Annotated in this window: 18 protein-coding genes and 1 pseudogene; 15 read left to right on the top strand and 4 right to left on the bottom strand. The window is 69.6% G+C overall.

The features are described from left to right. Positions 1–109 precede the first annotated feature (109 nt). The 3 genes and pseudogenes from ED92_RS20175 to ED92_RS20185 all read left to right on the top strand — a co-directional run bounded on the left by ED92_RS20175 (position 110) and on the right by ED92_RS20185 (position 4,039). A complete protein-coding gene (locus ED92_RS20175; protein ID WP_037340957.1) occupies positions 110–1,915 on the top strand; it encodes an ABC transporter family substrate-binding protein in 1,806 nt (601 codons plus the stop codon). Between the two features lie 183 nt (positions 1,916–2,098). Continuing rightward, complete coding sequence (locus ED92_RS20180) at positions 2,099–3,115, top strand: ABC transporter permease (RefSeq protein WP_037342474.1); 1,017 nt, start codon at positions 2,099–2,101, stop codon at positions 3,113–3,115. Then, positions 3,108–4,039: pseudogene (locus ED92_RS20185) on the top strand (ABC transporter permease). The gene ED92_RS20180 and the pseudogene ED92_RS20185 overlap by 8 nt, the downstream one beginning before the upstream one ends. 190 nt (positions 4,040–4,229) lie before the next feature. Here ED92_RS20185 and ED92_RS20190 read toward each other — a convergent pair. After that, positions 4,230–6,011 (bottom strand): ABC transporter ATP-binding protein, encoded by a 1,782-nt coding sequence (locus tag ED92_RS20190; RefSeq protein WP_052120758.1) that lies wholly within the window; start codon positions 6,009–6,011, stop codon positions 4,230–4,232. 158 nt (positions 6,012–6,169) lie between these two features. Between ED92_RS20190 and mshB the strand changes: the two genes are divergently transcribed. From mshB to ED92_RS20205, 3 genes are read left to right on the top strand one after another with little or no spacing between them, the layout of a single operon-like run. Further along, on the top strand, positions 6,170–7,012 hold the full coding sequence (mshB, locus tag ED92_RS20195; RefSeq protein ID WP_037340958.1) for an N-acetyl-1-D-myo-inositol-2-amino-2-deoxy-alpha-D-glucopyranoside deacetylase: 843 nt from the start codon (positions 6,170–6,172) through the stop codon (positions 7,010–7,012). After that, positions 7,009–7,425, top strand: coding sequence for a hypothetical protein (locus tag ED92_RS20200; protein ID WP_037340960.1), 417 nt, complete (start codon positions 7,009–7,011; stop codon positions 7,423–7,425). Before mshB ends, ED92_RS20200 begins: the two co-directional genes overlap by 4 nt. Continuing rightward, positions 7,418–8,224 carry a hypothetical protein gene (locus ED92_RS20205; protein WP_037340963.1) on the top strand — a complete coding sequence of 269 codons (807 nt, stop codon included), beginning with the start codon at positions 7,418–7,420 and terminating at the stop codon, positions 8,222–8,224. The genes ED92_RS20200 and ED92_RS20205 overlap by 8 nt, the downstream gene beginning before the upstream one ends. Here ED92_RS20205 and ED92_RS20210 read toward each other — a convergent pair. Then, positions 8,208–8,969, bottom strand: coding sequence for a site-2 protease family protein (locus ED92_RS20210; RefSeq protein WP_037340966.1), 762 nt, complete (start codon positions 8,967–8,969; stop codon positions 8,208–8,210). The genes ED92_RS20205 and ED92_RS20210 overlap by 17 nt on opposite strands. Before the next feature lie 171 nt (positions 8,970–9,140). Here ED92_RS20210 and ED92_RS20215 point away from each other — a divergent pair, with 171 nt between their 5' ends. Together ED92_RS20215 and ED92_RS20220 are read left to right on the top strand one after the other, a co-directional pair. Beyond that, entirely contained in the window at positions 9,141–9,524 is a 384-nt protein-coding gene (locus ED92_RS20215) for a WhiB family transcriptional regulator (protein ID WP_007028952.1), read from the top strand. Between the two features lie 132 nt (positions 9,525–9,656). Next, positions 9,657–12,923, top strand: a complete 3,267-nt coding sequence (locus tag ED92_RS20220; RefSeq protein WP_037340968.1) for a glycosyltransferase family 2 protein — start codon at positions 9,657–9,659, stop codon at positions 12,921–12,923. A 512-nt stretch (positions 12,924–13,435) separates the two neighbouring features. On the opposite strand, the gene ED92_RS20225 is transcribed toward ED92_RS20220, so the two are convergent. Beyond that, entirely contained in the window at positions 13,436–13,867 is a 432-nt protein-coding gene (locus tag ED92_RS20225; RefSeq protein ID WP_037340970.1) for a metallopeptidase family protein, read from the bottom strand. 116 nt (positions 13,868–13,983) lie between these two features. Between ED92_RS20225 and ED92_RS20230 the strand changes: the two genes are divergently transcribed. The 6 genes from ED92_RS20230 to ED92_RS20255 all read left to right on the top strand — a co-directional run bounded on the left by ED92_RS20230 (position 13,984) and on the right by ED92_RS20255 (position 19,103). Beyond that, positions 13,984–14,337, top strand: coding sequence for a DUF3499 domain-containing protein (locus ED92_RS20230; RefSeq protein WP_073848429.1), 354 nt, complete (start codon positions 13,984–13,986; stop codon positions 14,335–14,337). A gap of 72 nt (positions 14,338–14,409) precedes the next feature. Further along, entirely contained in the window at positions 14,410–15,765 is a 1,356-nt protein-coding gene (locus ED92_RS20235; RefSeq protein ID WP_037340978.1) for a phosphomannomutase/phosphoglucomutase, read from the top strand. Positions 15,766–15,817: 52 nt separating this feature from the next. Continuing rightward, positions 15,818–16,039, top strand: a complete 222-nt coding sequence (locus tag ED92_RS20240) for a Trm112 family protein (protein ID WP_037340979.1) — start codon at positions 15,818–15,820, stop codon at positions 16,037–16,039. After that, positions 16,023–17,114, top strand: coding sequence for a hypothetical protein (locus ED92_RS20245; protein WP_037340981.1), 1,092 nt, complete (start codon positions 16,023–16,025; stop codon positions 17,112–17,114). Before ED92_RS20240 ends, ED92_RS20245 begins: the two co-directional genes overlap by 17 nt. A 66-nt stretch (positions 17,115–17,180) precedes the next feature. Continuing rightward, positions 17,181–18,404 (top strand): mannose-6-phosphate isomerase, class I, encoded by a 1,224-nt coding sequence (gene manA, locus ED92_RS20250; RefSeq protein ID WP_016337106.1) that lies wholly within the window; start codon positions 17,181–17,183, stop codon positions 18,402–18,404. Between the two features lie 189 nt (positions 18,405–18,593). Then, on the top strand, positions 18,594–19,103 hold the full coding sequence (locus tag ED92_RS20255; protein WP_037340982.1) for a hypothetical protein: 510 nt from the start codon (positions 18,594–18,596) through the stop codon (positions 19,101–19,103). Positions 19,104–19,155: 52 nt separating this feature from the next. Here ED92_RS20255 and ED92_RS20260 read toward each other — a convergent pair whose 3' ends face one another. After that, positions 19,156–22,155: a BTAD domain-containing putative transcriptional regulator gene (locus ED92_RS20260; RefSeq protein ID WP_037340983.1), complete on the bottom strand. Its 3,000-nt coding sequence runs from the start codon at positions 22,153–22,155 to the stop codon at positions 19,156–19,158. A gap of 144 nt (positions 22,156–22,299) precedes the next feature. Between ED92_RS20260 and ED92_RS20265 the strand changes: the two genes are divergently transcribed. Further along, a complete protein-coding gene (locus ED92_RS20265) occupies positions 22,300–23,214 on the top strand; it encodes a cation diffusion facilitator family transporter (RefSeq protein WP_037340985.1) in 915 nt (304 codons plus the stop codon). Positions 23,215–23,349: the final 135 nt, after the last annotated feature.

The raw sequence follows: 23,349 nt of genomic DNA on the forward strand, positions 1-23,349 counted from the left end.
TGCGCCAAATGAGTGTCGCTTGGCGTGTCATAGGCTCCGGGCCATCTCACCGGAGCGGTGTGGGGTCCTGTTCCGATCTCAGGAGCCCAGTGCTAGGAGGGCACACTTCATGAGGAAGTCCAAGGCAGTCTCCGCCTGGTCGCTGGTCGCGGCCTCCGCGCTTGTGCTGAGCGCATGCAGCGGTGGCGACAGCGGCAGTACCGACCAGAACGGGTCGTCGACCGACATCAAGAGCATGGCGGTCGGCAAGGCGCAGAACGGCGAAAACTTCAAGCTCGCGGACACCCCGGGGTACGAAGGCACCGTCACGGTGGGCATCGACGACGGGTACTCGGGCTACAACAACGACACGCCTGACACCAACACGTCGTACAACACCTACATCCTGACCGCCGTGCTCGCCGGCGCCGATGTGCTCGACGGCAACAACAAGGTGCTGCTGAACAACGACGTGTTCGACTCCTGGGAGGTCACCTCCAAGTCGCCGCAGACCGTCGTCTACAAGATCAAGCCGAACGTCAAGTGGTCGGACAACGAAGCGTTCGACTGCGACGACATGTACCTGTCGTGGCTGGCGCACTCCGGCAAGGCGAAGACCGCCGACGGCAAGCAGGCCTTCCTCGCCGCTTCGACGACCGGCTACCAGCTGATCAACGAGGCGACCTGCAAGGACGACCTGACCTTCGAGACCAAGTACACCGAGCCGTACCTGGACTACAAGGGTCTGTTCAACTCGACCGCGATCATGCCCGCGCACATCGTCGAGAAGAACTCGGGCGTCGCCGACATCACCAAGCTGACCCCGACCAGCGACGCCGCCCAGCTCACCAAGGCCGGTGACTTCTGGACCAACGGCTTCAAGGGTTTCAAGGCCGACGTCATGCCGGCTTCGGGCCCGTACAAGATCACCGCGTTCGACGCCAACCAGAAGGCCGTCACGCTCGAGAAGAACCCGAACTGGATCGGTGGCAAGGGTGGCCCCTCCAAGATCGTCGTGAAGGCGATGGAGGACACCAAGGCCATGGCGACCGCGCTGCAGAACGGTGAGATCGACGTCGCCGCTTCGACCCAGCCTGACGCCACCGCTGCCAACACCATGAAGGGCCTTTCCGCCCAGGGCATCACCTACGGTTCGGCCTCGCAGCTGACCTTCGAGCACATCGACCTCAACTACGGTCGTATGTTCAAGGACAAGGCCCTCCGCAAGGCGTTCTTCGAGGTCGTCAACCGCCAGGAGATCACCGACAAGCTCCTCAAGGAGGTCCAGGCCGACGCGACCCCGCTGAACAGCATCGTGTTCATGCCGGGCGAGCAGGGCTTCAAGGACCTGTACAGCAGCAAGGCCGGTCTGGGCGCCGAGGCCGCGGCCAAGACGCTGACCGACGCCGGCTGGGTCAAGGGTGGCGACGGTATCTTCGCCAAGGGCGGCCAGCGCGCGTCGTTCAAGATCTCGCACAACCAGAACACCCGCCGTCAGCAGACCGTCGAGATCATCATCTCGCAGGCCAAGGCCGCCGGTATCGAGATCACGGACGACCAGGACGCCAACTTCCTGAAGGGTGGCCGTCTCGCGGCCAGCGACTACGACGCCGCGCTCTTCGGCTGGTCCGCCGCTCCGTTCAAGGCCGAGCAGAAGTCGATCTACATCACCCGTGTCGACGACAGCAGCCAGAACTACCAGGGCCTGTCGAACCCGACGATCGACTCGTCCTTCGAGGCGGCCGTGAAGGCCACCGACGAGGCCGTGCAGCTGGAGAACTACCAGAAGGCCGACCAGGCGATCGCGGACGAGTACGCGACGCTGCCGCTGTTCCAGACCCCGTCCATGTGGGCGTTCAAGGGCATCGACCGCACTTACATGCAGTCGTACAACGGTGTCCTGTGGAACGTCGGTGAGTGGGAGCAGAAGAAGTAGGGCCTTCCGCCCCGCTTTTTCACCACTCGCTTACGCGATCCTGGTGGTACGGGGGCCCGGCCACAAGCCGGGCCCCCGTACCCGCCGGAAGTAGCTGTTGACCGTAGGGTTACCGCCACTACGGTGGACAACCGGGCAGCGGTCCAGCACTTCGGCGACCAGGCCCGGATGAGGAGCAGTTCGTTGAACCTGGTGATCTACATTCTTCGCCGTCTGGCGATATCGATTCCCGTCCTGTTGGTCGGGACTTTCCTGTGTTTCGTCATGGTCGCCGGCACCGGTGACCCGCTCGCCGAGATGAAGAGCAACCCGGCGATGAGCAAGGAAGCCATCGCGCAGATGGCCTCGCAGCTCGGGCTGGACCAGAGCATCGTGCCCCGGTACTTCACATGGCTCGGCAACTTCGTCACCGGCGACTGGGGCGTGTCCATCGCACAGGGCAACGCGCAGGCCCCGGTGTTCCCGAAGGTCATGGCCGCGTTCGAGGTCACCTTGAAGCTCGTGGTCGGAGCCGAGATCCTCGCGCTCATCCTCGGCGTCCTCGTCGGTGTGGTCGCGGCGGTCAAGCAGTACTCGATCATCGACTACATCGCCACCACGCTGGCCTTCCTGCTGTTCTCGATGCCGATCTTCTGTGTCGCCATCGTGCTCAAGCGGTACGCGATCGAGTTCAACGGCTGGGTGCGCGACCTGGGACTGTCCGACGTGCTCGGCAATCCCTGGATCCGCACCACGAGTCCGGAATCGCTGAATTTCGACGGTCCAGGCGGATTCCTGGCCAGTTACGTCGGCGCCTATCTGTTGCCGACACTGTCCATCATGGCCATCAGCTTCGCCGCCTACAGCCGGTTCCAGCGCGCTTCGATGCTGGAGACGCTGAACGCGGACTACGTGCGGACCGCGCGTGCGAAGGGACTCGCCAACGGCCGGGTCATCTTCCGCCACGCCTTCCGGAACGCGCTCATCCCGGTGACCACGCTGTTCTCCGTCAACTTCGGTGCCGTGCTCTCGGGCGCGATCATCACCGAGACGGTGTTCAACTGGAATGGCATGGGCAAGCTGCTCGTCGAAGCCGTGACCAAGAGCGATACGCAGGTGATGATGGGGTGGCTGGTACTCATCGCCAGCAGCATCATCATCGCCAACCTGATCGCCGACCTGATGTACGGCATCCTGGACCCGAGGATTCGCGTTGGCTGACTTGAACTCCCTTATCGCGGCGGAAGGCTCCAAGTCCGCCGACGGCACGCTCCCGGAAGAGGCGCTGCCCGAGCCCCAGAGTCAGGGCAAGCTGGTCCTGCGCAAGTTCCTGCGGCACAAGCTGGCCATGATCTGCACCGGCGTCCTGCTGCTGCTCGTGCTGACGGTCATCATCATGCCGATCTTCTGGCCGCACAGCTACGAGGACAGCTCCTTCCCGTCCTTCGCCAAGCCCAGTGCGGAATATCCGCTCGGGACGACGCAGGTCGGCAAGGAAATGGTGTCGCAGATCCTGCGCGGCACCCAGTACTCGCTGCTGATCGCGCTCATCGTGTCGCTCGTCGCCACCACCATCGGTACCGTTTTCGGTGCCATGGCGGGGTATCTGCGCGGCTTCACCGACTCGGCGATCTCCCGCGTGACGGACCTGTTCCTGATCGTCCCGCAGATCGCCGCGGCCGCCATCCTGGCGAAGGTGTTCGGCGGTGGTAGCTGGTACATCGTCGCGATGGTGCTGGCGGCCTTCGGCTGGATGCCGATCGCCCGTATCGCCAGGGCGGAGTCGATGTCGCTGTCCCAGCGGAGTTCGTGGACGCCGCCCGCGCGTCCGGTGCCGGGACGTTCCACATCGTGTTCAAGCACCTGGTGCCGAACATGGTCGGCCTCATCACGGTCAACGCGACCCTCGCGATCGCGCAGGCCGTGCTGATCGAGGCGGCCCTGTCCTTCATCGGGCTCGGGGTGCAGCTGCCGGACACCTCGCTCGGCCGCGTCATCCTCGAGAACTACGCACAGCTGCAGGCGCGGCCGGCGCTGTTCTTCGGCCCGTTCATCGTGCTGGTGCTGATCTCGCTGACGATCAACTTCATCGGTGACGGCCTGCGGGACGCTTTCGACCCGCGGCAGCGCAAGATGAAGGCGTAAGACCCCTTTAGCGCGTGAAGGCCCCCTTCCCTCGGCTCAGCCGCGGGAAGGGGGCCTTCACGCGTTTCGGGACACGCGAGATACGGCTCCAATCACGCGTGACACGGCTCCAGACACGCGAGTGACGTCCAGATACACAAAGGCCCCCTCCACCGCGTCCAGCGCGGCGAAGGGGGCCTTCACGTAAGCGTCAGTCGGCCACCGGGGCCAGCTTGCCCGCCTCCCAGGCCGCACGCCGCTCGGCCTGCAGCACCGGGTCCGCGACCGGGGCGGCCGACAGCAGACGACGGGTGTACTCCTCGCGCGGCGAGTGCAGCACCTGGTCACGCGTGCCGACCTCGACCAGCTTGCCGTGCTGCATCACCGCGACGCGGTCGGCCAGCAGGTCGACGACCGCCAGGTCGTGGCTGATGAACAGGCAGGCGAACTGCAGCGAGCGCTGCAGGTCCAGGAACAGGTCCAGCACGCGGGCCTGCACCGACACGTCGAGCGCCGAGGTCGGCTCGTCCGCGATCAGCAGCGCCGGGTCGAGCGCGAGCGCCCGCGCGATGGCGACGCGCTGGCGCTGGCCGCCGGACAGCTCGTGCGGGTACCGGTTGCGGTAGTGGCCGCCGAGCTCGACCTTGTCCAAAAGGGACGCCACACGCTCGTTCAGGGCCTTGCCCTGCAGGAACTTGTGCAGCACCATCGGCTCGGCGATCGATTCGCCGATGGTCATCTTCGGGTCCAGTGTGGACGCCGGGTCCTGGAACACGATCGAGAAGTAGCGGCGCAGCGGGCGCAGCTCCTTGTTCGACATGTTAGTGATGTCCTTGCCCGCGATCGACACGCTGCCCGCGGTCGGGGTCAGCAGGCGGATCGCGCAGCGGCCGACGGTCGACTTGCCGGAGCCGGATTCGCCGACCAGGCCGACGATCTCGCCCTTGGCGATGCTCAGCGAGACGTCGTCCACCGCGCGGTTCTTCGCCTGGCCGCGGCGGCCGGGGTACTCCAGCACGAGGTTCTTGATCTCGAGCGCGGGCGCGTTCTCCTCGATCACCGCGGCGAGCTCGGAGTCCTCCAGCCGGATCTCCTCGGCGATCTTCGTGGCCTCGTCGCTGTCGGCGGAGATGCCTTCGTCGTCGAGCAGGCGGCGGCCCTCGGGGCGCTGGCCGAGCACGGGCACCGCGGCGAGCAGCTTGCGGGTGTACTCCTCCGACGGCGACGCGAACAGCTCGCGCACCGGCGCCTGCTCGACGATGTTGCCCTGGTACATCACGACCACGCGGTCGGCGAGGTCGGCGACGACGCCCATGTCGTGCGTGATCAGCACGATCGCGGTGTTCAGGGTGTCGCGCAGCTTGCGCAGCAGGCCGAGGATCTCCGCCTGCACGGTGACGTCGAGCGCGGTGGTCGGCTCGTCGGCGATGATGACCTTCGGGTCGCACGAGATCGCCATCGCGATGACGACGCGCTGGCGCAGACCGCCCGAGAGCTGGTGGGGGTACTGCTTGAAGCGCAGCGGCGGGTTCGGGATGCCGACCATCTCCAGCAGCTCGATGGCGCGCTTGTCGGCGGCTTCCTTCGAGATGTCCTGGTGCGAGCGGAGGGCTTCGCGCAGCTGCCAGCCGACGGTGTAGACCGGGTTCAGCGCGGTCATCGGCTCCTGGAAGATCATCGCGACCTGGTTGCCGCGGATCTTCTGGAGTTCCTTCTCCTTGAGGTCGGCGAGGTTGCGCTCGCCGAGGCGGAGCTCGCCGGCGATCCGGCTCGTCTTCGGGAGCAGCCCGAGCACCGACATCGAGGTCACCGACTTGCCGGAACCGGACTCGCCGACGACGGCGACGATCTCACCCGGCTTGACGTCGAAACCGATGCCCTTGACGGCGTCGACCACGCCGTCGTCGGTCGGGAACGAGACGCTCAGGTCGGAGATGGACAGAACCGAACCCGACACGCCGCCGAGGTCCGACGATGCTGCTTCAGTGCTCACCAAGATGCCCTTCGTGGGGGTACATATGGTCACGACGCAGTGCCCGTGACTCGCGCGAGGATAACCGAGAGTCGCCCGACTAAGGTCGGTCCTCTCCGGCTTCCGTTCCCGACACCCTATAAAGGAAAGCGCGCCGTGTTCGAATTAGTCTTCAAGCCGTGATCTCCGACCGGCCCAAATTGCTCCTGGTGCACGCCCATCCGGACGACGAAAGCATCACCACCGGTGGCACCATCGCGCGTTACGCCGCCGAGGGCGCCGAAGTGACCGTCGTCACGTGCACTCTCGGTGAGGAAGGCGAGATCATCCCGCCCTCCCTCGACGGGCTCGGTTCGTGGGCTTCCGATCAGCTCGGCGGCTACCGCGCGGGCGAGCTGGCGTCGGCCTGCGCGGCGCTGGGCGTCACCCGGCACCGGTATCTCGGCGGCATCGGTCGCTGGCGTGACTCCGGGATGGCCGGGACGCCGTCCGCGGCCCATCCGCGCGCGTTCTCCGGCGGCGACCTCGGCGAGCAGGCCGCTCAGCTCGCCGAGATCCTCGACGAGGTCCGGCCCCAGGTCGTCGTCACCTATGACGCCTTCGGTGGTTACGGGCATCCCGACCACATCCGCGCGCACGAGGTCACGATGGCCGCGGCGCCGAAGGCCGCGTCGGTCGAGCGGGTGTTCCACACCGTTTCTTCCCGTGACGCCGTCACGGCAGGGCTCGCCGCGCTGCGCGGCCGGTCGTCGTTCCGGGTCCCCGAAGACGGCGAACTGCCGGTGACCCCGGACGAGACCATCACGACCGTCCTGGACGTCGCCGCGTACATCCCGGCGAAGGCGGCCGCGCTGCGGGCGCACGAGACCCAGGTCAGCGTGCCCGCCCCGCCGCATCTCGCCGACCACTTCGCGCTGAGCAACGACGTCGCGCAGCCGATCACCCCGGACGAGTACTTCGTGCTCGCCCACGGGCCCGCCGAAGGCGCCGCGGCCGATCTGTTCGGAGGGCTCGCGAAGTGAGCGCGCCGCTCACGTCACGGCAGCGGCTGCTGCTCGCCCTGCTGACGTTCGACGCGTTCCTGCTCGGCCTGCTCGAACTGTTCTTCCTGCCGCTCCGCCTCGACGGGATCGTGCTGCCGAAGCTCGGGGACGCGCCCGTCCCGGTGACCGCGGTGCTCGCGGTGATCACGACCCCGCTGCTGGTGCGGACGACCGCCAAAGTGGTCCGGCCCACCTTTTCGGTGATTCCGCTGCTCGTCTGGGTACTCGTCGTACTCGGGATGGGCATGGCGGGCCCCGGCGGTGATCTGGTGCTGATACAGGACTGGCGGGCGCTGCTGCTGATCGGCGGCGGGGCGCTGCCGGGAGCGCTGGCGCTGGGCGGAGGCCTGGGCGCCGCGCCGAAGGTCGCGAAGGGAGTCAGCGGTGGGTGAAGCGATTTCGGACCGCCAGGTCGTGGCGGTGCTGCGGCCGTTCGTCCGCGCCTGCGGGCCGATGGTCGACGCGCTGCGGGACGCGGATCCGTTCGGGCTGCAGGCCAGAGGCCGTCGCCACGAGGATCTGGACGGCGTCGAACCCGGGCTGAAGGACAAGCTGCTCAACGGGATCACCTCGGTCAAGGTGCCCGGCACCGCGGCGTGGGCCGAGATGTCGAACTACCAGCGGACCGACTGGTGGGTGAACCGGGTCGGCCGGTTCACCGCGCTGATCACCGCGATCCCCGGTCTCGGCGGCGCGCTCGCCGACCGGCTGCCCGTGCAGGACGCGCTCGGCTCGGCGGCACAGGGGGTGCTGCTGTGCGCGATCGCGGGGGAGTACGGCGTGACCGACGTCGGCGCCCGCGTCCGGCTGATCGCGTGGGTGCTGTTCGAACGCGACATCGATCCGGTGATCGCCGCGGGCAAGCACGCCGAACACGACAAGGCCGCCGAAGACGACGAAGCGGCGAAGCTCACCGAAGAACTCGACGACGCGAAGAAGAAGCACGGCAAGATCACCTTGAAGGCCGCCGCGGGCACGCTCTGGCGGCTCGGCCGGGGACTGCTGGCCATCGTCGACGAACTCGAGAAGCGGCCCCGCGGCCGCCTTTTCCACCGTGCGCTCGGGAAGCTGCCGGTGGTCGGCATGGCGGGCGACTACCTCGGCGAGCGGTCCGGCCTCAAACGCGTCTGGAAGCGGGCGCACGAATGGTTCACCGCACACCCGGACGGCGAGCTCACTTCCAGAACATGAACGCGTCCTGGCCGTACATGGCCGCGAGCTTGAACCCGCCGACGGCGTCGAAGATCGCGAAGGACCCCTGCCACAGGAGCCTGCTCGCACCGTCCACGAGGAACAGCACGGCGAACAACGCGATCGGCGCCCACGGCCGGGCCTTCGCGCCGAATTCCCGCGCGCCGGGCGAGAGATACGGCTCGATCGCGCCCCAGCCGTCGAGACCGGGGATCGGCAGGATGTTCAAGATGAACGTGACGATCTGAAGCAGTGCCAGGAACGAAAGCCCGATCACGAGACCGGACGACATCGGCACGAGCGCGACGACGAGGGTCAGCAGGACACCGACGCCGAGGTTGCTCAGCGGGCCGGCGAGCGACACCCACGACTGGACCCCGCGCGACCGCAGGCGCCCGTGTTCGATCCACACCGCGCCACCCGGCAGCGGGATGCCGCCGATGAAGAGGAATACCAACGGCAGGATGATGGACAGTGCCGGATCCGTGTATTTCCGGACGTCCATGGACAGGTAACCCTTGTGGGCGACGCTGTGGTCGCCGCCGCGGAACGCCACGATCGCGTGACCGAACTCGTGCAGCGTCAGTGACGCGACCCAGCCGCCCGCGACGAGCAGTACGACGCCGGTGATGATGAGCGGGTCGTACTTCTGGCTGGAAATCGTCGTCGTGTCACCGAAAGCCGCCAGCACACCGCCCAGGACGGTGACCGCGAGGATGCCGAGGAAGATCGGGCTTGGCCGCACTGCTGATCTCTGCACCCCTCCAGTCTTCCGTATGCCCGATGTGAAGTTGTCGGCGTGTCCCCTTGCGCGATGAGGCGTGAGTATCCCCCGAACTCGCTACTCCGCTTGACCTGACCGCACTACACGGGTGTAATCACAGTGATGTCATTCGTCGCTGGAAGGGGGCGGCGGATGGTGTTTCAACACCGCCAGCCTGGGGAGTGCGTGGACAGCGAGGAGGCGGACGTGCGGTTGGAAGCAGATGGAAGGGAATGGGGGCAAGTCGTGGGTTGGGGTGAGGTCCCGGAGCAGCAACTGGGCGATCTCACCGAGCTTTTCGACGATGCCTCCGCGGAAGAGCAGGACTGGCAGGAACGGGCCCTCTGCGCGCAGACGGACCCGGAGGCGTTCTTCCCCGAGAAGGGCGGCTCCACCCGTGAAGCCAAGCGGATCTGCCTCGGTTGCGAGGTCAAGGACGAGTGCCTCGAGTACGCCCTCGCGCATGACGAGCGGTTCGGTATTTGGGGCGGGCTCTCCGAACGTGAGCGTAGGAAACTGAAAAAGCGAGCTGTGTGACGGCGATCTCCGGCGGCCTCGGGCACCGGAGATCGCTTCCGTTCGCTTCCATATCGTGGGGCCACCAACGGGTGACAGGGTCGCGTCGTAGGGTGGCGGCACTCGACTTCGCCGCCACATCTGGAGTGCCCGTTGTCTCGCACTGCCGCGTCATCTGTGCCGCGCACGGCCCCCGTTCTGGCCATTGTGGTCTGTCACAACGGCGAGAACTGGTTGCCACTGGCGCTTTCCGCGCTGCGGCGCAGCGGTGTCCGGCCGCGGCACGTGCTCGCCGTCGACACCGGATCCACCGACGGGACCGCGAAGATCCTCGCCGACGCGGCCGCCGACGGCGATGCGCCGGTCTTGGACGGGATTCTCACACTTTCCGGTGAAGTCGGCTTCGGTGCCGCCGTCGGCGAGGCCGTCGAGCACGCCGTCGAACGCTGGGGCGACCCCGGCGGTTGGCTCTGGCTGCTGCACGACGACTGCGCGCCGGAACCCGGCTGTCTCGAAAACCTGTTGGCAGCGGCCGAAAACGAGCCCGCGGCGACGGTGCTCGGCCCGCTCGCGGTCGACTGGAGCGACCCGCGCCTGATCGTCGAAGCCGGTCTGTCGACCGACGCCATCGGCCATCGGCAGCAGATCTCACCGGATGAGAACGACACCGCCGTCCTCGCCGTGCCGAGCGCGGGATCACTGGTGCGCCGGGAAGTCTGGCACGACCTCGGTGGCTACGACCCCGGGTTTCCGTTGCTGCGCGAGGATCTCGACTTCGGCTGGCGGGCCAACGCCGCGGGCGGCCGCGTGCTTTCCGTGCCGTCGGCCCGGCTGCGGCACGCCCGCGCGCTCAGCACCGGGCAGCGCGAACCCGACGCCCTCGGCCTTTCCCTCGCGACGGCGAACCGCGCGCACGGGCTCCGGGTGTTCCTCGTCAATTGCCCGCCACTGTCCTTTTGGTTCGGCCTTTTTCGAATTCCGGTCTTCGCGGTGTTGCGGGCGCTCGCGTTCCTGCTGCTGCGGCGCACCGGCGAGGCGGGCGCGGAACTCGCGGCCACCTGGCACCTGTTGCGCGGTCGCGCCGGACTGCGCGCCGCCCGCGCGGAACGCCGGAAGACCGGTCGGCCCGGCAAGGTCGGCGGTTTGTTCACCGGACGGATGACGCGGGTGCGCAACGCCGTGCGCGCCGGTGTCGTCGGCCTCGTACGGCGTGGCGTGGAACGGGATTTCGCCCTCGGGACGGTGCCGGAGGGCGTGGATCAGGAAGGCGCCTGGATCCCGCCGGAGGCGTTGAAGGCCGGGCAAGATCGGCCGGTCGGTCCCGGCGCGCTGCCCGCGGGCGCGATGCGCGGCGTCGGCTCGCGGGGGACGGGCCTTCGACGGCCCAGCGCGGTCGTCGCGGTCGCGGTTCCCGAAAAGCCCGCGACGGAGGGGCCGAAGCCGTCGCCGGTGCCGCGAGACGGCGGGCCGCGGCCGGAACCGGAACTCGTCTTCGTGGAGGTCGACCGGAAGCGGGTGCTCGGCGCGACCGTGTTCGCGCCGCCGGTGATCGTGCTCGTCGTGCTGACGGCGCTCGCGTTCGTGGTCAACGGATCCCGGCTCGGGCTCGATCTCTTCGGCGGGAAACTGCTGCCGGTCGGCGGGCTCGGCGAGATCTGGTCGTCGTATCTCGCGCCGTGGCACGCGATCGCCGGCGGGACGGCGAGCCCCGCGCCCGCGACGCTGCCGGTGCTGGGCACGATCGGCGCGATCTTCACACCGATCGGCGGTCCCGCGGCGCTCGTCGCGATCCTGCTGATCGGCGACATCCCACTCGCCGCCCTGAGCGCGTACGTGGCCACTCGGCATCTTCGCGTGCGTCGCTGGGTGCGTGCCGTCGCGGCGGCGGCGTACGGCGTGCTTCCCGCGGCCACGGCGTCGGTCGCGCAGGGGCGGCTCGACGTCGTCGTCGTGCATCTGCTGCTGCCTTTGGTGATCGCGGGGATCGTGGGGCTGCTGGTCCGCGCGGACTCGCGCTGGCTGCACGTTTCCGCGCTGAGCGCGATCGGGCTGGCGCTGATCGGCGCTTTCTCCCCGTTGGCGCACGCGCTGGCGCTGGTCGGGCTGGTGATCGGGTTCGTGGTGCTGCCTTCGCCGACCGGGCTCGCGCGGCGGATCGCGTCGGTCGGCATCGTGGTGTTCCTGCCGCTGGCGTTGTTGCTGCCGTGGCCGAGTGTGCTGCTGCGGCATCCGGAACTGCTGCTGCACGGGCTCGGCGGTGGCGCCACGGCCGCGTCCGGCGCCGATCTCGCCGGGCTGGACCCGGGCGGCCCCGGCGCCTGGCCGATCGGCGTGGCGCTGGTCGCGGCCGCGATCGTCGCGCTGGTGGTGCGGCCGACGAAGAGCGCGGGCGCCGGTGTGGCGGTCGTCGTGCTAGGCGCGCTCGGGCTCGTCGCGGTGCGCTTCGTGGCGGTGACGCCGATGTCGGGCGGCGCGCACGCGACCGGGTACGCCGGCGTGCCGCTGCTGGTGATCGGCGCGGGTCTGTTGTGGACGGTGCTGGCGACCTGGCAGCGGGGCGGATCCGGGGTCGAGCCCGCGCCGTGGCTGGCGAAGGTCACGGCCGTGGCGGGGGTGCTCGTGCTGCTGGCGCTGGCGACCGGCGCGGTCGTCGCCGGACGGGAAGGGCCCCTGCGGGCGGGCGAGCGTCCCTCGCTGGCACCGGAGATCTCGGCGGAACTGGCTGCGAGTGGCCGCTCGGTGCTGGTGATCGGTGACGTCGCCCGGCAGACCGGCGGTCGGTTGCCGAGTTTCGGCGACGACGAGTTCGCGCCGACGCCGGGCAGCGCCGATCGGCTGGCTTCGTGGCGCCGGGACCTCCTGCAAGGCTCGCCGGATGCGGTGAAGCAGGCCTTCGCGGCCGCTTTGGCCTCAGGGGTGTCGTATGTCGTGCTGCCGAGCGGCGCGGATGGTGGCGCCTTCGTCGAACTCGCGCGCGACCTGGTGGTTTTGGCCGCGCCGACCTCGGACGGGCGTCCGGTGCTGCGGTTGCTGCCCGCCGGCGGGCAGGTGGCGCTGATCTCGCCGGAACTGGCTCAGGCGGCCGTGACCGGGAAGGGCGCGCCGGGAGCGTCACCCGGCGTCGCGCCGGTGCAGGCCGGGCTGCCGGACGTGCGGGTGCGCGTCTCGGAAGGTCCGACCGGGCGGCTGCTCGTGCTGGCCGCGGAGTTCGAGGCGGGCTGGCAGGCGAGCGTGGACGGGAAGGCCGTGCCGATCGTGCGGGCTTGGGGGCATCAGGTGGCGGTCTCGGTGCCGGCCACGCCTTCGGAGGTCGTGGTGGAGCATCAGGGGACGACGCGGAACCTGTTGCTGCTGGCGCAGGTGGCGGCGGTGCTGTTCACGCTGCTGACGGCTGTTCCTACGCGGCGGCGTCCTTCTTGAGCCTGCGGGTGTCCTGAAGGCCTCCTTTGAGACGTTGAGCGTCCCTCAAGAGGCCTTCACGGCTCCCTTTCCTGCGGCGGGGCGCCCCCAATGTGGCATTGGGGACGCTCGGTGACCCCAATGTCACATTGGGGGCGACTCCGGGGTTCGCTTTGGGGCCTTTCGTCGCATGTGACGTGGTGAAAGCTCCCTTCGCTGCATGGCATGCGGTGAAGGGCCCCTTCAGCCCTCATAGGACCTGTGCCGCATCGAGAGGTAGCGCGAAAGCCACTTTCGGGACGTCAGATGTCCTGAAAGTGGCTTTCGCACACGATCTGGGAGGGCAAGGGCATTGGGAACCCTTGAGCCACCCCGCTCGCCCAGCCCCAAGCGAGTTATCCACAGCCCCTTCCCCTTGTGGACAACTCCGCCCTCCGCCGCCGTTTCCGCAGGTCCCGTCGGTGGGCGGCGATACACTGGGCTGGGGACGCCCCCCGGGGAAGGGCGGGGGCTGGGTACGGAGTGGCGAGGGGTCAGTCGCCTTCGATGACGTCGGGTTCGACGCCCAGGTAGCCCGCCACCTGCTCCACGAGGACGTCGTGGACGAGTTCCGCGAGTTCGCCGGGGTCCTTCGCGCGCGCTTCGAGGGGGCGGCGGTAGAGGACGATGCGGGCCCGCGTCGGGAGGCCGGCGCGGTCGACGCCGGCGGGCACGAGCCGCGAGAGCGGGACGGCGCCGTCGTGCAGCACGCCGTCGACTCCGGACGGTGCGCCATCCGAGCGAACTTCGGGGACGTCGTCGACGGCGACGTCGAGCTTCGTCAGCTCGTGCCGCCACCGCGCTTCGATCGGTTCGAGCGCGTCCAAAACCAGCGCGTCGAACCTTTCCGCCCTGCTAGCGGCGGCGGGAAGGGTCGACGGATACAGCGCTCCGCGCAGGCCCCGGCCGTGCCGGTCCCGTCGCATCCGCCGTCGCTGTCGGGAATCACGAGCCGTCGCCACGAACCGAAGGGTACGCGCTCGGCGATTCAAAGCGCGTGTCGCCGGTACGCCGGGCTCGCGACGCGCTATCGTTCTCGATCGTGCGGAGCGTACGAAAGTGTTCGCGAACGGGTTGTCTCGAACCCGCTGTCGCCACGCTCACGTATGCCTACAGCGATTCGACGGCCGTAGTGGGTCCACTGGCCACCGCGAGCGAGCCGCACTCCTATGACCTCTGCGAGGCACACGCCCTCCGGCTGACCGTGCCCAAGGGCTGGGAAGTCGTCCGGCACGAAGGCGCCTTCGCCGCCCCGGACCCCTCCGCCGACGAGCTGACCGCGCTGGCCGAGGCCGTGCGCGAAGCCGGCCGCTCCGACAAGCCCGCACCCGAGCCCGAACCCGAGGGACCCTCGGGCAGGCGCGGCCACCTGCGCGTCCTGCCCGGCCGCGCCTGACGCGAGGGCTCGCCGGTAGGCTTTCGAGCGCGCCAGAGGGCGTTGTAACGAGACTATTGGCGGGGAGCAGGCGTGCCAGACCTTTCGGGCATCGTGAAGGCCTACGACATTCGCGGCGTGGTCGGTGAGCAGCTGGACGCGGCACTCGTCCGCGACCTCGGATCGGCGTTCGCCCTGTTGATCAAGCCGGAGTCCGACTCCGTGGTGATCGGCCACGACATGCGCGACTCCTCGCCCGAGCTCGCCGCCGCCTTCGCCGACGGCGTGACCTCGCAGGGCCTCGACGTCGTGTCGATCGGCCTCGCCAGCACCGACCAGCTGTACTTCGCGTCCGGTTCGCTCAACCTGCCCGGCGCCATGTTCACCGCCAGCCACAACCCGGCGAAGTACAACGGCATCAAGCTGTGCCGCTCCGGCGCCGCCCCCGTCGGCCAGGACTCGGGTCTCGCGGAGATCCGCGACACCGTCGAGCAGGGCGTGCCCGCCTTCGCGGGCCAGCGCGGCTCGGTGACCGAGAAGGACGTCCTCGCGGACTACGCGGCGTACCTGCGCAAGCTCGTCGACCTCTCGGGCAGCCGTCCGCTGAAGGTCGTCGTCGACGCCGGCAACGGCATGGGCGGCTACACCGTCCCCACGGTCTTCGCGGGCCTGCCCATCGAGGTCGTCCCGATGTACTTCGAACTCGACGGCAACTTCCCGAACCACGAGGCGAACCCGCTCGACCCGAAGAACATCGTCGACCTCCAGGCGAAGGTGCGCGAGGAAGGCGCCGACGCGGGTCTCGCCTTCGACGGCGACGCCGACCGTTGCTTCGTCGTCGACGAGCGCGGCGAGCCCGTCTCGCCGAGCGCCATCACCGCCCTGGTCGCCGTCCGTGAGCTGGAGAAGGAGCCGGGCGGCACCATCATCCACAACCTGATCACGTCGAAGGGCGTCCCGGAGATCGTCGCCGAGCACGGCGGCAAGCCGGTGCGCACCCGGGTCGGGCACTCGTTCATCAAGGCCGAGATGGCCAAGACCGGCGCGATCTTCGGCGGCGAGCACTCCGCGCACTACTACTTCCGCGACTTCTGGCGCGCCGACACCGGCATGCTGGCCGCGCTGCACGTCCTCGCCGCCCTCGGCGAGCAGGCGGGCCCGCTGTCCGAGCTGACGGCGGAGTACTCGCGCTACGCGGCCTCCGGCGAGATCAACTCGACCGTCGACGACCAGGTCGCCCGCATGCTCGCGGTCAAGGACGCCTTCGGCGCGCGTGACGGCGTCGAGATCGACGAACTGGACGGGCTCACCGTGCAGCTCCCCGGCGGTGGCTGGTTCAACCTGCGCCCGTCCAACACCGAGCCGCTGCTCCGCCTGAACGTCGAGGCCGCCGACGCCGAGGCCGTCCGGGCGCTGACCGAAGACGTATTGGCGATAGTCCGTGGGTAACGAATGTGTCGTGAAAACACACATAGAGATGTCCCACAGGTAGGGAGTAACCATGGCCGTCACGTTCGACGCACAGTTGCTGGAGATCCTGGCCTGCCCGTCCCCCGATCACGCGCCGCTGCGGCCGGGGACGCCGGCCGATCCGGACGCCGATTCGCTGACCTGCACGGAATGCGGTCGCGTGTATCCGGTCCGTGATGGAATCCCGGTACTGTTGCTGGACGAAGCCACCGAGCCGACGACCCCGGATGGCGCCCATGCCGACGGTCCCTGACGATTCCCTGCTCGACGACCCCGCGAGGCTGGCCGAGGCCGACACCGCGGGGCTTCTCCGTGCCGCCGCGATGGCGGGCGCCCAGGTCCGGGCGACCGCCGAAACCGCGGCCGAACTCGAGCTGAGCGATCGCCTGGACGTCGGGCGCCCGCGCTCGCTCGTGCTGATCGACCGGCCGGGGGTCAGCCGGACGCTGACCCGGCTGGTCGCCGCGCTCCTGACCCCGTCGTGCCCGGTGCCGGTGGTCGTCGCCGAGGTGGTGCCGAGCTGGATCGGCGCGCTCGACGTGGTCTTCGCGCACACCGACGACGCCGGCGATCGCGAGCTGGCCGCGTCACTGGAACGCGCCGCCCGCTTCGGCGCGACCGTCGTGCTGTCCGCGCCCGCCGAAGGCCCGGTCGCGGCCTCCGTCGCGGGCAAGGGACTGCTGCTCGCGCCCAGGCTGCCGGTTCCGCCGGAAATGGCCTTTCCGCGCGGGCTCGCCGCGGCCCTGCTCACCGCGAACGCCCTCGGTCTGCTGGTGGCCGACCTGGAACAGCTCGCGGACCATCTCGACGCGGAAGCCGAGAAGGACTACCTGGCCAGGGAGTCGTTCGCGAACCCGGCCAAGGCGATGGCGCTGAAGCTGGCCGAGCGCCAGCCGCTGCTGTGGGGGCTGGACCCGGTCGCGGTCGCCGTCGGCGAGCACGCGGCCCACGCGTTCGCCGCGCACGCCGCCGTCGTCTGTGACGTGGAGGACTACCGCCAGGCACTGGCCAGGCCCGCTTTGCGGCGGGCGGCGTTGTCCGGCGGCGTGGATCGCGATATCTTCGCGGACCCTGAGGAGGGGGCAGGCGCGACGCCGAGGGTGCTGCTCCTCTCGGTCCGGACCGGGCCCGCCGCGGAGGCGGCCCGCTATCAGGCGGAAGACCTGCTGCCCGGCGGCGACGTGATCGCCCCGGCCGAAGAGATCGAAACGGACGAGATCGTGCGTGCGGCCGTTCTCGCCCTGCGTTTCGAGCTGGCCGCGGTCTACCTGGGGCTGGCCGTCGGCAGCATCGGCGGCGCCGGGAGGTACACGCCTGCAACGGCGTGAGTCCCGAGCGCGACGTAAGCAATGAGGGCCGGCACCACCCGTGCCCGGCGAGGAGTTGAGGTGACAGTGGAGCTGCTGCGCAATGCCGTGCGGCCCTACGCGTGGGGGTCCAGAACGACGATCCCCGAGCTGCTGGGGCGTCCGGTGCCGGCGCCGCATCCGGAGGCGGAACTGTGGATGGGCGCCCACCCCGGCGACCCGTCCCACGTCATCGGCCCGGACGGCACCGAGCGGAGCCTGCTGGAGCTCGTCGAAGCCGATCCCGTCGGCCAGCTCGGCACGACCTGCGCCGGCCGCTGGGGCGGCAGGCTGCCGTTCCTGCTGAAGATCCTCGCCGCCGAAGAGCCGCTTTCGATGCAGGCGCACCCGTCGGCCGCGCAGGCGGCGGAGGGGTACGCGCGCGAGGAGTCGGCGGGCATCCCGCGCGACGCCTCGAACCGCAACTACCCTGACCCGACGGCCAAACCGGAACTGGTCTGCGCGCTGACGGAGTTCCACGCGCTCGCGGGCTTCCGCGACCCGGAACGGACGATCGCGCTGCTGAAGGCGATCGAGACGCCCGGGCTGGCGAAGTACGCGGTGCTGCTGGAGGCCCAGCCGGATCCGGCCGGGCTGCGCGCGCTGTTCACCACGTGGATCACGCTGCCGCAGGCCGCGCTCGACGAACTGCTGCCCGAGGTCCTCGATTCGTGTGTGAAGCACGTCCAGGAACGCGGCGAGTTCGACGTCGAATGCCGGACCATCCTGGAACTCGGCGAAGCGCATCCGCGCGACGCGGGGGTGCTCGCGGCGCTGCTGCTCAACCGCCTCACCCTCAGCGCGGGCGAGGCGATCTACCTGCCCGCCGGCAACCTGCACCTGTACCTGCACGGCACCGCCGTCGAGATCCTGGCGAACTCGGACAACATCCTGCGCTGCGGGCTGACCCCGAAGCACGTCGACGTGCCGGAGCTGCTGCGCGTCGTCGACTTCGCGTGCGGGGAGATGCCGGTCCAGAGCGGAGAGCGCGAGGAGCGGCTGTCGGTGTACCGCACCGACGCGCCGGAGTTCGAGCTCTCGCGGATCGAATGGGAGGCCGGGGACGACGGCGAGGTCGCCGTCCACGACGTCGGCCCGCAGATCCTGCTGTGCACCGCCGGTGGCCTGCTGGTGACGGCCGACGACGGCGAGCAGGTCGAACTCCGCCGCGGCCAGTCGGTGTGGCTCCCGGCCGCCGATCCGGCGGTCCGCGTGCGGCCGCTGTCCGGTGAACGCACCCAGGTGTTCCGCGCCACCGCCGGCACCTGCTGATCCACCTCCCGCGTTTCGTCCTCTGAATGCGGTCCTTGCGCGCGCAAGGACCGCATTCAGAGGACGAAACGCGGGCTTGGCCGAAGTGTGTGCGTTCCGTGTGGCGGCTTCCGCGACTATCGACCGAAGGGGTGACCCGGCGCTTGGCGTCGGCTCGTCCCGGACATCGATAGCCAAGGAGCGACAGCAGTGACTTCCCATCCCGGCGCGGCGAGCGGACGTGCATTCCGGGCGCCGGTTCCGGTGCGCCCCACCGTCCTGCTCGCCGCGCTCGGATTCGCCGTCGTCACCGCGCTCGTCCCGGTCGTCGACCTGGTCCTCCCGGTACCGAGCGGCCAGGAACTGGTCGGCTCGGCGCAGGCGATGGCGGGGCTCGCCGGTGACGCGATCGAGTCGGTCAAGGCCGCGGGGAGCGGCCTGCAGGTGCTCGCGGCGGGCGCGGAGAGCAGGCTGAACCTCCCGCTGGTCGTGCTCGTCTCGCTCGGCGCGCAGGTGCTGCTGACCGCCGCGCTGGTGGTGACGGGCACCCAGCCCGTCCGCGTGATGCTGACCGTCGCCGGACTGATCAACATGTTCGCCGTCTCACGGCTCGGGGCAGCCTCGCCGCCGGTGTGGGACGCCGTGGCCAACGGCGTGCTGGCGATCACGCTGGCCTGGTTCTCCGCCGGACGGCGGGAACCACGGCACGCCGCCTGGTGAAGTGCAGGTGACTTCCGGGTGGTGCCCGTCTGAGGGGTCGGGCACCACTCGGTCAGGCCGGGGCGGGTTCGGTGAGCGACAACAGCAACCGGACGAGGGTCGAAGCGTTGGCGTCGTGGGGGACTTCCAATCGCTTCGCCTCTTCACCCGCCGCCTCGGCCGCTTCTGTTTCCCCGACGGCCTCGTACGCCCTGCGCAGCACGTGCAGGGTGAGGCCGGTCGCCGGTTTCCCGCCCATGGCGCGGAATTCGTCGAGACATCGGTGCAGAACGGGGATCGCGCGGTCGGCCCGGCCGTCGCCGATCCAGCTCGCCGCGATCGCGCGGGTGCAGGAAAGCTCTCGCGGCCGTTCTTCGAGCGCTCCGGCCAGGCGCCGCGCGTTCTCGTAGGCCTTCACCGCGCCGCCGCGCCGCCCGGCGCCGGCGAGGATCGCGCCCTGGGTGCGCAAAGACTTCGCGAGCGCCGATTTCGCCGTCGTCCGGCGAAGGACGCGGACCGATTCCTCGATCGTCGCCAGGGCCTCCTCCTGGCGGCCGTCGAGCATCAGCGACCACGAAAGCCCTTGCAGGGCAACGCCGAGCTGCCGGTCGTCGGCGGATTCCCGCGCCTGGGCGAGGATCCGGCGATCGATCTCCAGCGCTTCGGAGATCTTGCCCAGCCGGTGCAGGGCGGCGGATTCCGCTCGTCTCGCGTGGGTCCCGGAATCCTCCACAGTGGACATTTCGCGGGCCTGGGTGGCGGCGTGCAGCGATTCCCCGGCCCGGCCGAGCCCGACCAGGCAATGTGCCAGATTGGTCTCCACCCACGCCCGGGTGGCGAGGTCGCCCAGCTCCGCCAAGTCCTTCGAGCACGCGCGATAACCCTCGGCCGCGCGTTCGTACTCGCCGCGAACATGCAGCAGTACCGCCAAATTCGCGTCCGCGATGACGGCGATGTGCCGGTCGTCCGCCTCGCGGGCGGCGTCGCGCAACGTCTCGTACGACGTCCGCATGTCTGCGTAATGACTGTGCAAGTACAGGTACGCGCTCAGTCTTTCCAGTACCAGCAACGCTTTCCGTCGCCATCCCACGGCGCACAGCGACGAGACGGCGGAGACCAGGTTCGCCCGCTCCACGGAGAACCAGGTGCCGGGATCACGCAGCAACCGCTCGACCAGCTCGGCCTCCAGCGGCTGCGCGGGGACGTCGTGATCCGACAAGGGCATCGGCACCGTCCTCGGCAGGCGGCGGGCCGCCGTGTCGGCGAGGCACAGCGCCGCGTCCGACACCTTCGCGACGGTGGCCACCCGCTCGGCGCGGGTTTCCTGCTCCCGGCCGAGTTCCGTGGCGAACACGCGGACGAGGTCGTGCACGCGGAACCGCTGCTCGCCCGTCGGATCGAGGCCGGTGGCTTCGAGCAGGCTGGCCTCGACGAGTTCGTCGATGGCCTCGTCGGCGCCTTCGTCATCGATGAGCGTCGTCACCGCCCACGCGGGCAGGTCGAGGGTGCGGCAGCGGCCGATCAGCCGGAACGCGCGCCGAGCCGCCGGGCTGAGCGCCTGATAGCTCAACGCGATACTGCCGCGGACCTGGAGATCGCTGACCTGGAGCTCGTCGAGGCGCGAGACCTCGTCCTCGAGTCGTCCGGCGAGCTTCCCCAGCGGCAGGCCCGGCCGCATCGCGAGCCTGCTGCCCGCGATCCGCAACGCCAGCGGGAGATTGCCGCAGGCCTTGGCGATCCGTTCCGCGTCCGCGCGTTCGGCGCCCACGCGATCCGGCCCGGCGAGGCGGGCGAGCAGCGTCATCGCCTCGGCGCCGGACAGGGGCGCGAGGGGGAGACGATCCGCCCCGGCGAGCCCGGAAAGCCGTCGTCTGCTGGTGATCAGGACGGCGGTGCCCGGCGTGCCCGGCAGCAGCGAGCGGACCTGCTCGGGGCTGGCGGCGTCGTCGAGCACCACGAGGATCCGGCGATCGGCGAGACGGCCTCGATAGACCGCCGCCCTGGCTTCGACGTCGTCCGGGATGGCGGGCCCGGTGACGCCGAGCGCGCGCAACAGGTCGCCGAGGACGTCGGAGAGGTCGCGAGGGTCGGAGGCGCCGGCCAGCGGGACGAACAGCTGTCCGTCCGGAAAGGACCGGCGGAGCCTGTGCGCGGTGGCGACCGCGAGTGTGGACTTGCCCGCGCCCGGCTCGCCGGTGACCACCGCGACCGGGACTCCCGTGCCGTCGCCGAGCAGCCCGGAGAGCTTCGCGATCTCACTCTCGCGGCCCGCGAGATCCGCGATGTCCGGCGGCAGCTGGCAGATCGGGAAGATCGGCGCGGCCTTCGCCGAGGGCACCGGATCCTCACCGCGCAGCACGGCGGCGTGCACCCGGCGGACCTCGGCGCCGGGCTCCACACCGAGCTCCTCGACGAGGGTGGCGCGCAGTTCGCGGTGGACGGCCAGCGAATCGGCCTGCCGTCCGGCGCGGTGCAACGCGATCATCAGCTGCGCGGCCAGCCGCTCGCGCAACGGGTGTTCGGTGATCATCGCCTGGAGCTCGCCGGTGAGCTCGCCGTGCCTGCCGTCGGACAGCTCGGCGTCGACACAGTCTTCGAAGGCGGCCAGGCGCTCCGACTCGAGGCGGGCGACGTCGGCGTCGAGCCGGGGGATGTGCAGCCCGGACAGGACCGGCCCGCGCCATTCCGCCAGGGCCCGGCGGTAATGCCCCGCGGCCGACGCCGGATCGCCCGCCCGCGCCGCGGCCTTCCCCGCCGCGGCGGCTTCGCGGAAGGACAACAGATCGAGGTCGGCGGGCGCGACGACCAGCCGGTAGCCGTGCGGATCCCGCTCGATCTCCAGCCCCGCGAACCGGGCCCGCAGACGGGAGACGTACGTGTGCAGATTCGAGGAGTACGACTTCGGCGGCGTGTCCGGCCAGAGCGTCTCGACCAGGGCGTCGACCGGGACGGACGAGTTCGCGTTCAGCAGCAGGACGGCGAGGAGGGCACGCTGATGATCGCCGCGCGGCGTGGTGCGCCGCCCGGGCGGATCCTCGATCGTCAACGGTCCGAGCACGCCGAATCGCGGCACGGGCACCTCCCCAGGTCATGAGAGGGGCGAGACTAGCGAGGGGCCCCGACAATTCTGTGACCTGTCCCGCCCGGCGCGTACCGGCTCATCTGCACTGCTAGCCTTCGAACCCGGCATATCGGGACACCATTTGGGGAGTTGCAAGTGTCTGCAGGTGGCGGAACCAAGGCGATCATCGCCGCGCTCGTGGCGAACGCCGGAATCGCGGCCGCGAAGTTCACCGGCTTCCTCATCACGGGGTCGTCCTCGATGCTGGCCGAGTCCGTGCACTCGCTCGCGGACACCTCGAACCAGGGCCTGCTGCTGCTCGGTCAGAAGACCTCGCAGCGCAAGGCGACCCGCGCCCACCCGTTCGGCTTCGGTCGGGACCGGTACTTCTACTCGTTCATCGTCGCGCTGATGCTCTTCAGCCTCGGCTCGGTGTTCGCGCTGTACGAGGGCATCCACAAGATCTCGCATCCCGAGGACCTGACCTCGCCGCTGGTGGCGGTCGGCATCCTCGTGGTCGCGATCGGGCTGGAGTCGTACTCCTTCTACACCGCGATCCAGGAGTCGAAGAAGATCAAGGGCGACGTGGGCTGGTGGGCCTTCATCCGCCAGGCCAAGACCCCCGAACTCCCGGTGGTGCTGCTCGAAGACGCGGGCGCGCTGCTCGGCCTCGTGTTCGCGCTCGCGGGCGTCGGGCTTTCCGTCGTCACCGGGGACCCGGTGTGGGACGGCATCGGCACCGTGACGATCGGCCTGCTGCTCGGCGTCATCGCGATCATCCTGATCATCGAGATGAAGAGCCTGCTGATCGGCGAGGGCGCCTCCGAGACCGACCTCGACGTGATCGTCGACGAACTCGCCGCCGGAAAGGTCGAGCGGGTCATCCACATCCGGACGCTGTACATCGGGCCGGACGAGATGCTGGTGGCCGCGAAGCTCGCGCTGGTGCCGGGGTTGGAGACCGCGGAAATCGCGCAAGCCATCGACGACGCCGAAGCGCGTGTGCGGGCGAAGGTGCCGACGGCGAAGCTGATCTACCTGGAGCCGGATCTGGACCGCGCGCTGGCGTGAGCCGGTCTCCGCTCGCTTCACGGATGTCATGAAAGGGCCGTTCAGGACGTTTTTCGTCCTGAACGGCCCTTTCATGACATCTGGGCCAAAAGGTGCCGCGACCGCCATCCGGAGCAACTCTCCGTACTCCGCCGA

The organism is Amycolatopsis sp. MJM2582, from assembly GCF_000754115.1.
In the GTDB taxonomy this organism is placed as follows: Bacteria; Actinomycetota; Actinomycetes; order Mycobacteriales; family Pseudonocardiaceae; genus Amycolatopsis; species Amycolatopsis japonica.

Bases quoted from the DNA above. Each gene is read 5' to 3' on its own strand.
- ED92_RS20245 (WP_037340981.1), top strand. From the start codon at position 16,023: ATGCCGACGGTCCCTGACGATTCCCTGCTCGACGACCCCGCGAGGCTG.
- ED92_RS20175 (WP_037340957.1), top strand. From the start codon at position 110: ATGAGGAAGTCCAAGGCAGTCTCCGCCTGGTCGCTGGTCGCGGCCTCC.
- ED92_RS20225 (WP_037340970.1), bottom strand. From the start codon at position 13,867: ATGCGACGGGACCGGCACGGCCGGGGCCTGCGCGGAGCGCTGTATCCG.
- ED92_RS20215 (WP_007028952.1), top strand. From the start codon at position 9,141: ATGGTGTTTCAACACCGCCAGCCTGGGGAGTGCGTGGACAGCGAGGAG.
- ED92_RS20240 (WP_037340979.1), top strand. From the start codon at position 15,818: ATGGCCGTCACGTTCGACGCACAGTTGCTGGAGATCCTGGCCTGCCCG.